Below are 14291 nucleotides of genomic sequence, written 5' to 3' on the forward strand. Positions count from 1 at the left end.
GTCCGGGGGTGGGCCGATAGCCTGGGGCCCGTGACCCAGGACGCCGGATCCGCCAGCGAACCCCCGAACTTCGACCCGCCGCCGGGGACCACTCCGGACGACGTCGGGCGCGACCTGCCGGTCGTCGGGGAGCCCACGGCGGAGGCCGCCGCCGAGCGCGAGCACCGCCCCGTCCTCGTCGTCGACTACGGCGCGCAGTACGCGCAGCTCATCGCGCGGCGCGTGCGCGAGGCGGACACGTACTCCGAGATCGTCCCGAGCTCGATGTCCGTGGACGCGATGCTCGCCAAGGACCCGGCGGCGGTCATCCTGTCGGGCGGTCCGGCCAGCGTGTACGCCGAGGGCGCCCCGCAGGTCGACCCGGCGCTGTTCGAGGCCGGCGTCCCGGTCCTCGGCATCTGCTACGGGTTCCAGGCCATGGCGGCCTCGCTCGGCGGCGAGGTCGCCCGGACCGGCCGCCGCGAGTACGGCGGGACGACGGCCCGGGTCGCGGACTCCGCCGCGTCGACGCTGCTGCGCGACCAGCCGGCCGAGCAGTCGGTGTGGATGTCGCACGGCGACTCGGTCGCCCGTGCGCCGCAGGGCTTCCGCGTCGTCGCGCGCTCCGACGGCGCCGAGGTCGCGGCCTTCGAGGACGACGAGCGGCGCCTGTACGGCGTGCAGTGGCACCCCGAGGTCAAGCACTCCGCGCACGGCCAGGAGGTCCTGGTGAACTTCCTGCGCCACGGCGCGGGCATCCCCGCGGACTGGACGACCGGCAACGTCATCGAGGAGCAGGTCGCCCGCGTCCGCGCCCAGGTGGGCGACGGCAAGGTCATCTGCGCGCTCTCCGGCGGCGTCGACTCCGCCGTCGCCGCGGCGCTCGTCCAGCGCGCCGTGGGCGACCAGCTGACGTGCGTGTTCGTCGACCACGGCCTGCTGCGCGCGGGCGAGGCCGAGCAGGTCGAGCAGGACTTCGTCGCCGCGACGGGCGTGAAGCTGCACGTCGTCGACGCGGTGCAGCGCTTCGCCGACGCCCTCGCGGGCGTCAGCGACCCCGAGCAGAAGCGCAAGATCATCGGCCGCGAGTTCATCCGGGTCTTCGAGGTCGCGGCGCGCGACGTCGTCGCGGAGGGCGCGGCCGACGGCGGCGAGGTGAAGTTCCTCGTGCAGGGCACGCTGTACCCCGACGTCGTGGAGTCCGGCGGCGGCGAGGGCGCGGCGACCATCAAGAGCCACCACAACGTGGGCGGGCTCCCGGACGACCTGGCGTTCTCGCTCGTGGAACCGCTGCGGGCGCTGTTCAAGGACGAGGTGCGCGCGGTCGGCGTGGAGCTCGGCCTGCCCGAGGCCATGGTGTGGCGGCAGCCGTTCCCGGGCCCGGGCCTGGCCATCCGCATCGTGGGCGCCGTGACGCCCGACCGGCTGGCCACGCTGCGCGCGGCGGACGCGATCGCGCGCGAGGAGCTCACGCGGGCGGGCCTGGACCGCACGATCTGGCAGTGCCCCGTCGTGCTGCTCGCCGACGTCCGCTCGGTCGGCGTGCAGGGCGACGGCCGGACCTACGGCCACCCGATCGTGCTGCGGCCCGTGAGCTCCGAGGACGCCATGACGGCGGACTGGACGCGGCTGCCCTACGACGTGCTGCAGCGCATCTCGACCCGCATCACCAACGAGGTGCCCGAGGTGAACCGCGTCGTGCTCGACGTCACGAGCAAGCCCCCGGGCACGATCGAGTGGGAGTGAGCCCGCGCCGCTGAGCCCGCCCCGTCGCCGCGGTCGACCGCGACGACGGGGCCTCGCCTCAGCTGCGCCCGGGCAGGTCCGCGGGCGCCGTGGCCCACGTCGTGTTCGGGGTGGCGCCGAGCCGGTGCTCGATCGTGCCGCCGCCCACGACCCAGGAGCCGGGGACCCACGACCGCGTGAGGTCGCTCCCGTCGAGGGTCGCGGACTGGACGAACCGGTATTCCGACGAGGCGCCCGGGGCGAGGACCACGAGGTCGCGGGCACCCTCGCGGTCGAGGGTCACGCGGTCGAAGACGGGGCTGGAGACGACGAGGTCGGCGCCCGTCGGGTCCTGCGGGAACAGCCCCATCGCGGCCCAGACGTACCAGGCCGACATCGTCCCGAGGTCGTCGTTGCCGGGCAGACCCCGCGGTCCGGTGCCGTAGGCCTCGTCGACGATCGCCCGGACCGTGTCCTGCGTCTTCCACGGCTGGCCGAAGGCGTTGTAGAGGAACGGCGCGTGCAGACCGGGCTGGTTCGTCGCGTCGTAGCGCAGCGGGTCCCCGGCCGTGAACGACCACGAGCCGTCCTCGGCGCGGAAGAACCCGTCGAGGCGCTGCGCGGCGACGTCGCGGCCGCCCATCGCCGCCGCCAGGCCCTGCGGGTCCTGCGGCACCATCCAGGTGTAGGTCGCGCTGGTGCCCTGGGCGAACCCCACCTCCGAGGCCGGGTCGAACCCGGGCAGCCAGCTGCCGTCGAGCAGGCGCGGGCGGACGTACCCCGCCTCGGGCGTCGCTTGCGGGTCGTAGACGTTGCGCCACCAGCCGGCGCGCGGCGCGAACCGGGCGGCGACGTCGTCGCGGCCGAGCTGGCGGGCCCAGCCCGCCAGGGCCGCGTCGGCCACCGACATCTCCAGCGTCTCCGCCGCCCCGCCCCAGCAGTGGCAGGCGTCCTGCGCGGCGTAGCCGGAGGCCAGGTACTGCGCGAGGTTCGGCCGCTGGCCCTCGCACTGGCCGGGGCAGCCCGCGTCGGACAGGCCCTCGGGCCGCGGCTGCTCGGCCTGGGCGACGAGGGACTCGAACGCCGCGTGGACGTCGAAGTTCCGCACGCCGAAGGCGTAGAACGTGGCGAGGGCGACGGCGGAGGGGTCCCCGTTCATGACGTGCGTCGCGCCGTTGACGTGCACCCACCGGTCCCAGACGTCGTCGTTCTGCCGCGAGTAGTTCAGCAGCGACTGCGCGAAGTCGCCCGCGACCTCCGGTTCGAGCAGGGCGAGCAGCTGCAGGTGGGCGCGGTACTGGTCCCAGCCGGAGAAGTTGCCGTACTGCGCCCCCTGGAACTCCTCGAGCCGCTGCACGGCACCGTCCATGCCGGGGTAGCGGCCGTCGACGTCGCTCACGAGGTTGGGCTGCAGCAGCGAGTGGTAGAGCGCGGTGGTGAAGGCGACGCGCTCGTCGGGCGTGCCGCCCTCGGTGGACACCCGGCGCAGCCGCTCGTCCCACGCCCGCGCGCCCTGCTCGGCGACGTCGGCGACGCCGGCCCCCGCGGGCAGTTCCGCCGCCAGGTTCTGCTCGGCGCCGACCAGGTCGACGTAGGAGATCGCGACCCGCATCCGGACGGTCGTCGAGGCGGAGGTGTCGAAGGTGACGTAGCCGCCGGACCCCCGGCCGGCGCGGTCCGCGCCCGTGAGGTACCCCTCGCCGCCCGAGACCGTCGTCGCACCCGGGTGCAGCCGCCCGTCCTGCCATGTCCCGGTCCCGACGACGGGTGCGTCGAAGCTCGCCGTGAAGTGCAGGCGGTAGTAGCTGTTCCGGTTGTTCTCCCCGCCGTTGGCGCGCCGGCCGCAGAAGGCGCCGGTGAGCACGGACCCCGTGACCGTCCCGGTGGCCGGGTCGATCCTCGTCTCGGCGTCCTCGCTGCCGTTGAGCGAGTTCGACGTGCGGAACAGCAGGTTGGCCTGCTCGCCCGCGGGGAAGGTGAACTCGCCGACGCCGGCGCGGTCGGTGACGGCGAGGTCGGTGGTGACGCCGTTGTCCAGGCCGACGCGGTAGTGGCCCGGGTCCGCGAGCTCGTCGTCGTGGCGGAAACCGGCCGCGAACACCGCGTCGGTGACGTCCGCCGACGGCGACGACGTGACGGGTCCGGTGAACGGCATGATCGGCACGTCGCCCGCCGCGCCGGGGAAGCAGCCCGCGCCGTTGACGTGGGTGAGGCTGAACCCGCGGACGCGCGGGGTGTCGAAGGAGTAGCCGTTCGAACCGCCCGTCCCGGTCTGGTCGCCCGCGGTGGTCGTCGGGCTCCAGGCCAGCATCCCGAAGGGCCGCACCGCGCCGGGGTAGGTGTTCCCGCCCCCGGCCGAGCCGATGAGGGGGTCGACGAGGTCGACCGGTCGCGGTGAGGCGGTGGCCGGTGCCGGCACCCCCACCGCCGAGGCCGGGACCGCGGTCGCGGGCGCGCCGAGGGCGGCGGCGAGCACCACGCAGATCGCGGCGGACCAGCCGGCGGCGCGGGGTGCCGCCCTCCCGCCGGGTCCCTGGCGGCCGGGGGTGCTGCGCGAGCGGGGCATCGGGTCTCCGTCCTGAGCCGCCGGGGCGACGACGCGGGGCGAACCTAGTGATCTCCTGTGAACGGCCGTGGCCGCCGGCAGACCCCCGCGTGAACACCCGGCAGCCGGCCGCCCTCCCGCCCGCGCGGGGCGAGGGACCGCGGCGACCCGGGGCCGGAGCCGCTGCGCGCGCTCAGGCGGCGACGAGCAGGTCGTCCATCTGCCCCATCGCCAGCCGCATGCCCTCCTCCATGCCCATGCCGGCGAGCTGCTGCATCTGCTCGGCGCTGGCGAAGCGGGAGACCACGGTCATGCGCGAGGAACCCCCGGTGTCCTCGACGACGACGCGGGCCGTCGTCGTCGGCAGGCTGTCGTCGGGGCTGCCGTCCTCGCGGGCGAAACCGTCCTCGAACTCGAGCGAGCGCGGTGCGTCGACGGCCGTGACGAGCCACCAGCCGTGCGCCTGCCCGCCGTCCGGCCCGGTCATGACGTAGTGCGACCGGCCGCCGACCACCAGGTCGTGCTCGGCGAACCTCGCCGGCCAGGTCGGCGGGCCCCACCAGCGCTCGAGCTTGCGGGGATCGGCCCACAGCTCCCAGACGGCGGCCGGTGGGGCGGCGAACTCCGCGACGATCGTGAACGTGAGGGCCTCGGGGTCGGGGGTGGTGCGCAGGACGGTCACGACGGTTCCTCTCCTCGTGGGGCGGGGGCCTCCTCGGCGAGGAGCCCCTCCATGCGGTCGATCCGGGTGCGCCACAGCGTCTCGAACTCCGCGAGCAGGCCCGCGGCCGAGCGCAGGGTGCCGATCTCGGCGCGCACCACCTGCTCGCGCCCGCGCCGGGTCTTGCTCACCAGCCGGGCCCGTTCGAGCACGGCGACGTGCTTGGCGACGGCCGCGAAGCTCATGGCGTAGCGCTCGGCGAGCACGGAGACCGAGGCCTCCGGCTGCGTGAGCAGGCGCCGGACGATGTCGCGCCGGGTCGCGTCCCCCAGGGCGGCGAAGACGCGGTCCACGGCGACCTCCCGCCCGGGGGCCGGGCCGTCGCCGGTCTCACGTACAACCACGCGGTTGAACGTAGTCACCGCGCCCGGCCGTGACAAGGGCCCGGGCCGGCGGGAATGTTTGAAGACGCAAACATGCTGGCCTGCGCATGAGCGCACCGAGCACCACCGCGACCGCCCGCGTCGCCACCGCCGTCGTCGCGACCGCCTTCGGAGGGCCCGACGTCCTCGCCGTCGTGACCACCGACGTCCCGGCCCCCGGCCCGGGCGAGGTCACCGTCGACGTCCGCGCGATCGGGACCAACCCCGTCGACCACAAGCTGTTCAGCGGGCTCATGGGCGCCGACGCCTCGACCCTGCCCCGCCCCGTGGGGATGGAGCTGGCCGGCGTCGTGTCGGCCGTGGGCGAGCGGGCCGGCGAGGTGGCCGTCGGCGACGAGGTCATCGTCTCGGGCATCAGCGGGGCGTACGCCTCGGCGGTGACCGTGCCGGTCTCGGCGGTCGTGCCCAAGCCCGCGTCTGCGTCCTTCGAGGAGGCCGCGGGCGTCATGCTCGTCGGCGGCACCGCCGTGCACCTGCTCACCGCGACCTCCGTCGCGGCGGGCGACACCGTCCTCGTGCACGGCGTCGCCGGCTCGGTCGGGCTCGTCGCCGCGCAGCTCGCCCTGCACCGGGGGGCGAGCGTCGTCGGGACGGCGGCGCCGCACCGCCACGAGGCGCTGCGCGCCTTCGGCATCGTCCCCGTCGCCTACGGCGAGGGCCTCGCCGACCGCGTCCGCGCCGCCGCTGCGGGAGGTGTCGACGTGGCGCTGGACACCGTCGGCACCGACGAGGCCGTCGACGTCTCCCTCGAGCTCGTCGCCGACCGCGACCGCATCGCGACCATCGCCGCCTTCGGGCGCGCGCCCGAGGCCGGCATCAGGCTCCTGGGCGGCGGCCCGGGCGCCGACCCGGGCACGGACGTCCGCGACGGAGCGCGGCCGGGGCTGGCCGCGGCGCTGGGCGCGGGCGAGCTCACGGTCGTCGTCGCACGCACCTTCCCGCTGACCGAGGCGGCCGCGGCCCTGTCCTTCGTGGCCGAGGGGCACGCGGGCGGCAAGGTCGTCCTCCTGCCCTGAGGGCCTCAGGCCGCGTGCAGGGCCCGCGCCAGGCGGTGCACGGCGTCCGGCACGTGCGCGGCGTCGAGCCCGGCCACGCACAGCCGCAGGTGCGCGGCGTCCTCCTCCGCGACCACGTAGTGCCGGCCCGGCCCGACGGCGACGCCCTCCGCGAGGGCCCGCCGGGCCAGGTCGGCGTCGTCGGTGCCGCGCGGCAGCCGCAACCACAGCGAGAAGCCGCCGCGCGGGCGCCGGAACGAGCACTCTGGCAGCTCCCGGGCCAGCGCGGCCGTGAGCGTGTCGACTCGGTCGGCCAGCGTCGCCGACAGCGTGCGCAGGTGGGGGCCCCAGCCCGCCCCGGTGACCAGCTCGACGGCCGCCTCCTGCAGGGGCCGGGAGACGAAGAGGTCGTCGACGATGCGCAGCGCGGCGATGCGCTGCATCACCGGCCCGCGGGCCACGACGCAGCCGATGCGCAGGCTGGGTGCGGCGCTCTTGGTGAGCGAGTTGACCGTGATGACGCGGCCGTCGGCGTCGTCGCGCAGCAGGGACGGGGGTGGCGTCGGCCCGTGGCCGAGCCACCGCGCGAAGTCGTCCTCGACGACGAAGGCGCCGGCGGCCGCGGCCAGGTCGAGCACGGGCCGGCGCCGGTCGGCGGCCAGGACGTGGCCGTCGGGGTTGGCGTAGGTCGGCTGCAGGTACAGCACCCGCGCTCCCGTGGTCGCGAAGGCGCGCTCGAGCAGCTCGGGCCGCACGCCGTCGGCGTCGGTCGGCACGGGGACCGGGACCAGGCCCGCGCTGCGCAGCAGCGAGATGACGCCCGGGTAGCCGGGTACCGCGACCAGGACGGGGCTGCCCGCCGGCACGAGCGCGCGCAGCACGGTGGACAGCGCCCCCTGCCCGCCGGGCGTGACCAGGACGTCCTCGCGGTCCGCGCCGAGCTGGCGGGCGAACCACGAGCGCAGCTCGCCGAGGCCCTGGTGCGGCGGGACGGACCAGGCCTGTGGGCGCCGCGCGGCGCGCGCGGTCGCGGCGGCCAGCCGCGAGGTCGGCTGCAGCGCGGCGTCGAGGTAGCCCCGGGCCATGTCGTGCACGTCCTCGGGCGGTTCCGCGAGCGCCGCGACGATGCCCGCGGCCTGGACCGGCGAGGCGCCGAGCGCGACCCGCTGCCAGTCCGTGTCGGCGGCCGCGGTGGCCGCGGGCCGGGCCACGAAGGTCCCGGCGCCGGGTCGCGTCGAGACGGTGCCGTCGGCCACCAGCTGGTCGAGCGCCCGCTGCACCGTCACCGGGCCGACGCCGAGCTCGGTGACGAGGGCCCGGCTGCTGGGCAGCTTCGCGCCGGGCGCCAGGCTCGACGCCCGGTCGCGCAGGGTGGCGACGACCCGGGCGACACTGCTACCGTTGTCCATGAGAAGCAACAGTAGCGCTATCCAGCGCCACCACGGTAGCGGTCTCCGGTGACCGGCCTCGTCGTCCTCGCGGTGCTCCTGCTCGTGGCCCTGCTCGCCCCGCGGTTCGGGGCCGACACGCGCTGGGAGGGTGCCGACCGGCGCCCCGACCGGTCCGCCCGCGCGACCTCCCGAGCCCGTCCCCGCCCCCGCACCGCGGCGACGGGCCACCGCGCGAGGCGCCTGCACGGCGTCTGAGCCGACCGGCCCGCCCGGCGCCCACCCGGGCGCCGGGTCCGTCGCCGCGGCGACGTAGCCTGGGCCGGTGACCCCGACCGCCGGCGCGAGGGTGACGGCCCGCTCCGTCGCCCTGACGCTCCTCGCGGCCCTCGTCGTCTGCGTGATGGTCGGGCTCGGCGTCTGGCAGTGGCAGCGGGGGCACGTCATCGTCACCGAACCGCCCGCCCGCGAGGCCGCCGTCCCCGTGGCCGACGTGGTCTCCGGCGCCGCGGCCGCCGGCACGCCGCAGGCGACGCTGACCGCCGACGAGGTCGGTCGCCACGTCACCGTGAGCGGCACCTTCGACCCGCAGGCCGACCTGCTCGTCGCGTTCCGGCGCCTCGACGGCCGCGACGGCGCGTGGGCGCTCGGCATCGTCCGCACGGCCGACGGCTCCGGCGTCCCGGTCGTGCGCGGGTGGGTGCCCCAGGGCACGCCCGCACCGCCGCTGCCGCCGGGGCCCGTCCTGGTGGACGGGGTCGTGCAGGCGCCCGAGGGCAGCGACATCGCCGAGACGACCAACGCGCTGGCGCCCGGCCAGGTCAGCGTCGTGAGCGCCGCCCTGCTCGTGAACCTCGTCGACTACCGCCTCGCCAACGCCTACGTCACGGACTCCGCGCCGGCCGCCGGCCTCGCCGCCGTTCCCCCCACCGACCCCGGCCGGTCGACGCGACGGCTCGACTGGCGCAACCTGGCCTACGCGGCGCAGTGGTGGGTGTTCGCGGCCTTCGCGGTCGTGGTCTGGCGGCGCGCCCTGCGCGACGACCGCGACCTGGCGCTCGCGCGCGCGGAGCGGGCCGCGGACCCCGACGGCTCCCTCGACGACGACGGCTCCCTCGACGGCGACGGCCCCCTCGACGGCGACGGCCCCCTCGACGGCGACGGCCCCCTCGACGGCGGGGACGACGCCGGCGCCCCCGAGAACCCCGGTCGCACCGCGACCTCAGGCCCTGGAGGACGACAGAACATGAGCAGCACCCGATGACGACGGGACCCGCCACCGACGCGGGCCTGCGCAGCCACCCGAAGATCGCGTCCGCGCTGCTGCGCTACCGCGTCATGGCGTGGCTCACCGGGGTGGGCCTGCTGGTGCTGACCTACTCGCTGCTGCGCTACCTGCCGGGGCTCGGGGACCTGCCGCACGCCGAGGCCATCAGCCGGGTGCTCGGGCCGATCCACGGGACGTTCTACATCCTCCTGCTCATCACGACCTTCGACCTGGGGACCCGCGTCCGCTGGCCCTGGGGCCGGATGCTGCTGACGGCGCTCGCCGGCACGATCCCCTTCCTGTCCTTCGTCGCCGAGCGCCGGAACCAGGCCGCGGTCAAGGCGACCCTGTCCCGGTGACCGGCCCGAACGCCCCGTCGACGACGTCTGGGGGACCAGGACCGGCTGCGCTGCAGCGGGTCGCCGTCCACGTCGCGCTGCGCTCGCGCGGTGAGGTGCTCGTGGGGGACGACGGCGTCCTGCCCTGGGCCGTGCTGAGCCACGGCGAGGCGCCGTCCGCGGGGGCGCGGCGCGCGCTGGCGGCGCTGGGGGCTCCTCCCGCGCGCACGGGCGCCCCGCTGGAGATCCGCGACGCGGTCCGCCCCGTCCGGCTCGACGGCCCGGGCCCCGCCGAGGTCGCCGTCCACACCGTGCACGTGGTGCTCGGGGCGGAGGTCGTCGACCACGCCGTGCGGGACGCGCCGCGCCCCGGCCGGTGGGTGCCCGAGCAGCGGCCCCACCCCCTGGTGCCGGACGAGCTCGTGGCGGTCGGCGCGGACGAGCGGGCGCGGCTGGCGCCCGCGGGGGACGGCGTCGTGGCACCGGTGCTGCGCCAGCGGCTCGCGGCCTACGCGGTCGTCGTCAGCGCCCGCGACGAGATCCTGCTGACGCGGCTGTCGACGGCGACGCCCAGCCCGGGCCGCTGGACCCTGCCGGGGGGCGGCGTGGACCACGGCGAGCACCCCGTGGCCGCGGCCGTGCGCGAGGTGCACGAGGAGACGGGCATGGACGTCGAGGTCGACGCGCTGGTCGACGTCGGCTCCGAGCACTTCACGGGCCGCTCGCCGCGCGGCGTCCTGGAGGACTTCCACGCGCTGCGCGTCCTCGTCACCGCGACCGCGCGCGAGGTCCGGACGCCCCAGGTGCTCGACGTCGGGGGCAGCACCGACCTCGGCTGCTGGGTGCCGCTGGCCGACGCCGCGGGTCTCGGCCTCGTCGGGGTGGCGCACCGCGGCGTGCAGATCGCCCAGCGCCGACGGGGCACCACGCTGCGGTCCTGACGGACGCTCTCGCGCAGCCCGCCCGTCCCGCCGCCCGCGCGGCGTCCGCGTGCGTGGACGACGTGCAGCTCCGCGGCGCTGCCTAGACTGCGGTCCTCCGGGGAAGGGGAGGGTCGTGCCGGTGGAGGACGCAGTGGCGCTCGAGCGCGCAGTGACGGTCGAGGACGCGGACGTGACCGGGGTGGACGGGACCGAGGTGGAGGGGGCCGGCCGGGGCCGGTGAAGTCCGCCGAGCGGACCGTCCGGATCCTGCAGGCGCTGGCCGAACCGCCGTACACGTTCACGGTCGCGCAGCTGCAGGAGCGCACGGGCTACCCGCGCTCGAGCCTGCACGCGCTGCTGCGGACCCTGGTCGACCTGCGCTGGATCGAGCCGCCGACCGCGACGGGCGGCTACGGCATGGGGGCCCAGGCCCTGCTGACGGGCACGGCCTACCTCGACCGCGACGAGGCGCTGCCCCGCGCGATCGCGTGCATCGAGGCGATCCGCGACGAGACCGGCTGCACCACCCACGTCGCCCGCCTCGACGGGGCGAACGTCATCTACCTCGCGACCCGCGAGGCGCCCGACGCGCACCGCGGCACGTCCCGCGTGGGCCGCTACCTGCCGGCCCACGCCACCTCCCTCGGCAAGGCGCTGCTGTCCGAGCGCACCGCGGCCGAGCTGGACGAGCTGCTGCCCGCCGAGCTGCCGCGCCTGACCCCCGACACCGTGGCCGACCGGGGTGCCCTCGAGGCCGAGCTGGCCGCCACCCGCGAGCGGGGCTACGCCGTCGAGCGCGGGCAGAACCTCGCGGGCACGACGTGCGTCGGGGTGCGCATCGAGTACCGCATCCCCGCGACCGACGCGATCAGCTGCAGCATGCGCTCCGAGGCGGCGACCGACGACGAGGTCGCGCGCGTCGCGGCCGTCGTCCAGCGCCACGCCGGACGGCTCGCGCGCGACCTGCGGGCGGCCGGCATCCGCTGACCGGCTCGCCAGGCGAGGGCGTCAGGACCGGGTCGGCGACGACTGCGGGGCGGACCCGGCGGGTTCCCCGTCGGGCTGGCCCTCGCGCGGACTGGGCACGCTTCGCTCGAGCGCCGCACCCTCGACGTCCAGCGTCGGCAGCCAGCGCAACCACCGCGGCAGCCACCACGCCGAGCGGCCGAGCAGCGCGAGGGCCGCGGGGACGGCGACCATCCGCACGACGACGGCGTCGGCGAGGATGCCGATCGCCAGGGCGAAGGCGATGGGCTTGAGCGTCGCGTCGCCCTCCGGGACGAAGCCCGCGAAGACCGCGAACATGATGGCCGCGGCCGCGAGCACCACGGGAGCGGCCTGCCGGAACCCCGTCACGACGGCCTGCCGCGGGTCGGCGCCGTGGGCGTGCGCCTCGTGCATGCGCGAGACCAGGAACACCTGGTAGTCCATCGCGAGGCCGAAGAGGATCCCCACGACGATGATCGGCGCGAGGCTCAGCAGGGGTCCGGTGGTGTCGGAGAGCACGAGGTCCTTCAGCCAGCCCCACTGGAACACCGCGGTGGTGGCCCCGAGCGAGACGCCGATGGTGAGCAGGAACCCGAGGACCCCGACGACGGGCACGAGGATCGAGCGGAACACGAGGACCAGCAGGACGAACGCCAGCCCGACGACGAGCACGAGGTAGACGGGCAGCTGGTCGGCGAGCTTGGCCGTGACGTCGACGCTGACCGCCGTCGCGCCCGTGACGTAGGCCCGGGTCGGCGTCTGCGGGTCGGCCGCGAGGCGCGCCCGCAGCGAGCGCACGAGGTCGGCGGTCTCCTCCGACTGCGGCGCCGTGGTCGGGATGACGGTGACGAGCGCGGCGCTCTGGTCGGCGTTCGGCTGCGGGGGCGTCGCGAGCGCGACGCCGGGCAGGCCGGCCGCCTCCGTGCTCACGGCCTGGGCGCGCGCCACGGCGCCGGGCCCGTCCACGAGCACCACGAGCGGGCCCGTGACCCCGGGGCCGAAGCGGTCGGAGAGGATCGCGGTGGCGCGCGCCTGGGTGCTGCCGGGCGCCGGCGGCTGGTCGAGCGAGGTCTGCATCGAGAACACCGGCAGGGCCACGACGCCCAGCGCGACGACGGCCACGAGGAGGCTCGGCCAGCGGTGGTGCGTCACGGTGCGGCCCCAGCGCCGGAACAGGGCCCGCTCGGTGGTGGCCGGCGCCGCGACGTGGCGCCCGCTGCGGTGCGTGAGGGCCCGGTTGGCGGCCCGCGGGAGGGCCTTGAACCCGACGTAGCTGAGGACCGCGGGCACGAGCGTCAGCGCGACGAGCACCGCGATGACGACGGTCGCTGCGGCCGCGAGGCCCATCTCGGTGAGGAAGGGGATGCCCGCGACCGAGAGCCCCGCCAGGGCGATGACGACGGTCGTGCCGGCCGTGAGCACCGCCGACCCGGCCGTGCCGACGGCGATCGCGACCGCCTCCCGGACCGCGCGGCCGGCCACGAGCTCGGTGCGGAAGCGCGTGAAGATGAAGAGCGCGTAGTCGATGCCGACCGCCAGGCCCAGCATGATCGCGAGGATCGGGGTGGTCGACTGCAGGTCGACGAACCCGGTGAGGGTCGTGACGCCCAGGGCGCCGATGCCGACGCCGACGACCGCCGTCAGCAGGTTCATCCCGGCCGCGACGAGCGAGCCGTACGTGATGCCCAGGACGACCAGGGCCGCGACGACGCCGACGACCTCGCCGATGCCCCCGACCTCGGTGACGGGGACGGTGGCCTCGCCCGTGACCTCGGCCTGGAAGCCCTGCGCGCGGGCCTCGGCCACGACGTCGAGCAGCGCCTCGCGCTGGGCCTCGGTGATCTCGGGGGCCGGGGCGGTGTACGTGACGCTCGAGTACGCGGCGCGCTGGTCGGCGGAGACGGTGGGCGCCCGCGGGTCCAGCGGGTTGCTCGCGCTCGCGACCCCGGGCAGCGTCCCCAGCTCGGCGACGATCGCGGCGACCCGCTGCGCGTTGGCCGGTGCGGTGATCTGCTCCTGCCCCGGGGCCTGCAGGACGACCTGCGCCCCCGCCCCGCCGCTGCCCGCGCCGAAGCGCTCGTCGATGAGCGTCAGCGCGGTCGTCGACTCCTGGCCGGGGATGTCGAAGGTGGAGATCGTCTTGCCCGCGAGCGTCGCGGCGCTCACGCCGGTGCCCACGAGGACGAGCAGCCAGACGGCGACCACGAGCAGGCGGTGGCGGTGGGCGCCGAGCCCCAGGCGGTGCAGGAAGGTGGCCATCAGGTGGTCCTCTCGTGCCCGAGGGCGGCGTAGGCGGTGGCGATGATCACGGGCCGCACCTCGGCGGCGGGCGCCTCGTGGCAGGCGAGGGACGAGACGGCCAGGGCGCCGAGCGCCCCGACGACCCGCAGCGTGCGCTCGGAGGCGCCCTCCGAAGGGGCGTCGAAGGCGCGGAAGAGACCCTCGGCGATGTCCTGCAGGCCGGCCGAGACGGGGGTGCCCTCCTCGGCGCCGAGCGCGCCGAGCATGAGCGCGACGTAGCCCGGCCGCTGCAGCGCCAGGTCGGCCACCGCCGTGACGACCGCGCGGTCGCGGGCCGGGCCGGGCGGCAGCGGTGCGACGTCGGCCGCGATGCCCGCGACCAGGTCGACGCAGCGCCCGACGGCGGCGACCTGCAGCGACTCCTTGGTCGGGAACCGGTGCAGGAGGCCGGTCTTGGAGTAGCCGACGGCGTCGGCGATGCGCTGCACCGACGTCTGGTCGAAGCCGTGGCGGGCGAAGAGCGCGGCGGCGGCCTCGACGATGTCGTCGTCGATCTGCTCCCGCGTGGGTCGCGGCACGGTCCTCGGCACGCCTCCAGGGTAGACGCCTGCCGGACCAGCGCGGTCCGGAGTGGACCGGATCGGTCCAGCGGCGTGCGGGGACGGCCGCGGGCAGGACCCGCACGAGGAGTCCACCGCGTCCCGCCCGGCCGCGCGCGGCGGCCCGTGTCGTCGCGGCGGCCTACCCTGGCCCCACGATGAGCACACTCTTCGACGACCTGCCGCTGGGCGGCGCCGGG

General features: G+C 76.4%; 13 protein-coding genes. 7 read left to right on the plus strand and 6 right to left on the minus strand.

Annotated features, from left to right (window positions below; all coding sequences use genetic code 11):
* Positions 1-114: 114 nt before the first annotated feature.
* Entirely contained in the window at positions 115-1725 is a 1611-nt protein-coding gene (gene guaA / locus GTR02_RS12935) for a glutamine-hydrolyzing GMP synthase (RefSeq protein ID WP_205709195.1), read from the plus strand.
* 58 nt (positions 1726-1783) lie between these two features.
* Here guaA and GTR02_RS12940 read toward each other — a convergent pair whose 3' ends face one another.
* The 3 genes from GTR02_RS12940 to GTR02_RS12950 all read right to left on the minus strand — a co-directional run bounded on the left by GTR02_RS12940 (position 1784) and on the right by GTR02_RS12950 (position 5314).
* Complete coding sequence (locus tag GTR02_RS12940; RefSeq protein WP_166607912.1) at positions 1784-4270, minus strand: GH92 family glycosyl hydrolase; 2487 nt, start codon at positions 4268-4270, stop codon at positions 1784-1786.
* A gap of 172 nt (positions 4271-4442) precedes the next feature.
* The gene (locus GTR02_RS12945) at positions 4443-4931 is read right to left on the minus strand and encodes an SRPBCC domain-containing protein (protein WP_166607913.1); all 489 of its coding nucleotides are present in this window, start codon (positions 4929-4931) and stop codon (positions 4443-4445) included.
* Positions 4928-5314 (minus strand): metalloregulator ArsR/SmtB family transcription factor, encoded by a 387-nt coding sequence (locus tag GTR02_RS12950; protein WP_205709193.1) that lies wholly within the window; start codon positions 5312-5314, stop codon positions 4928-4930. Before GTR02_RS12950 ends, GTR02_RS12945 begins: the two co-directional genes overlap by 4 nt.
* Before the next feature lie 86 nt (positions 5315-5400).
* Between GTR02_RS12950 and GTR02_RS12955 the strand changes: the two genes are divergently transcribed.
* Positions 5401-6369 (plus strand): quinone oxidoreductase family protein, encoded by a 969-nt coding sequence (locus tag GTR02_RS12955; protein ID WP_166607914.1) that lies wholly within the window; start codon positions 5401-5403, stop codon positions 6367-6369.
* Positions 6370-6374: 5 nt separating this feature from the next.
* On the opposite strand, the gene GTR02_RS12960 is transcribed toward GTR02_RS12955, so the two are convergent.
* The gene (locus tag GTR02_RS12960) at positions 6375-7757 is read right to left on the minus strand and encodes an aminotransferase-like domain-containing protein (protein WP_166607915.1); all 1383 of its coding nucleotides are present in this window, start codon (positions 7755-7757) and stop codon (positions 6375-6377) included.
* A 48-nt stretch (positions 7758-7805) separates the two neighbouring features.
* On the opposite strand from GTR02_RS12960, the gene GTR02_RS12965 reads away from it, so the two are divergent.
* The 5 genes from GTR02_RS12965 (at position 7806) to GTR02_RS12985 (ending at position 11251) form a co-directional block, all read left to right on the plus strand.
* Positions 7806-7994 (plus strand): hypothetical protein, encoded by a 189-nt coding sequence (locus GTR02_RS12965; protein WP_166607916.1) that lies wholly within the window; start codon positions 7806-7808, stop codon positions 7992-7994.
* Between the two features lie 67 nt (positions 7995-8061).
* Entirely contained in the window at positions 8062-9000 is a 939-nt protein-coding gene (locus GTR02_RS12970; RefSeq protein WP_166607917.1) for an SURF1 family cytochrome oxidase biogenesis protein, read from the plus strand.
* Complete coding sequence (locus GTR02_RS12975; RefSeq protein WP_166607918.1) at positions 8997-9362, plus strand: DUF3817 domain-containing protein; 366 nt, start codon at positions 8997-8999, stop codon at positions 9360-9362. Before GTR02_RS12970 ends, GTR02_RS12975 begins: the two co-directional genes overlap by 4 nt.
* Complete coding sequence (locus GTR02_RS24480) at positions 9359-10282, plus strand: NUDIX domain-containing protein (protein ID WP_166607919.1); 924 nt, start codon at positions 9359-9361, stop codon at positions 10280-10282. Before GTR02_RS12975 ends, GTR02_RS24480 begins: the two co-directional genes overlap by 4 nt.
* A gap of 219 nt (positions 10283-10501) precedes the next feature.
* Positions 10502-11251: an IclR family transcriptional regulator domain-containing protein gene (locus tag GTR02_RS12985; protein ID WP_166607920.1), complete on the plus strand. Its 750-nt coding sequence runs from the start codon at positions 10502-10504 to the stop codon at positions 11249-11251.
* A gap of 21 nt (positions 11252-11272) precedes the next feature.
* On the opposite strand, the gene GTR02_RS12990 is transcribed toward GTR02_RS12985, so the two are convergent.
* Both GTR02_RS12990 and GTR02_RS12995 read right to left on the minus strand, forming a co-directional pair.
* Positions 11273-13510 carry an MMPL family transporter gene (locus GTR02_RS12990; RefSeq protein ID WP_166607921.1) on the minus strand — a complete coding sequence of 746 codons (2238 nt, stop codon included), beginning with the start codon at positions 13508-13510 and terminating at the stop codon, positions 11273-11275.
* A complete protein-coding gene (locus GTR02_RS12995) occupies positions 13510-14082 on the minus strand; it encodes a TetR/AcrR family transcriptional regulator (RefSeq protein ID WP_338073789.1) in 573 nt (190 codons plus the stop codon). Before GTR02_RS12995 ends, GTR02_RS12990 begins: the two co-directional genes overlap by 1 nt.
* Between the last annotated feature and the right edge of the window lie 209 nt (positions 14083-14291).

It is taken from the genome of Kineococcus siccus (assembly GCF_009906795.1).
In the GTDB taxonomy this organism is placed as follows: Bacteria; Actinomycetota; Actinomycetes; order Actinomycetales; family Kineococcaceae; genus Kineococcus; species Kineococcus siccus.

Coding starts and splice junctions, on each gene's coding strand:
- GTR02_RS12940 (WP_166607912.1), bottom strand. CDS start 4,270: ATGCCCCGCTCGCGCAGCACCCCCGGCCGCCAGGGACCCGGCGGGAGG.
- GTR02_RS12975 (WP_166607918.1), top strand. CDS start 8,997: ATGACGACGGGACCCGCCACCGACGCGGGCCTGCGCAGCCACCCGAAG.
- GTR02_RS12955 (WP_166607914.1), top strand. CDS start 5,401: ATGAGCGCACCGAGCACCACCGCGACCGCCCGCGTCGCCACCGCCGTC.
- GTR02_RS12990 (WP_166607921.1), bottom strand. CDS start 13,510: ATGGCCACCTTCCTGCACCGCCTGGGGCTCGGCGCCCACCGCCACCGC.
- GTR02_RS12960 (WP_166607915.1), bottom strand. CDS start 7,757: ATGGACAACGGTAGCAGTGTCGCCCGGGTCGTCGCCACCCTGCGCGAC.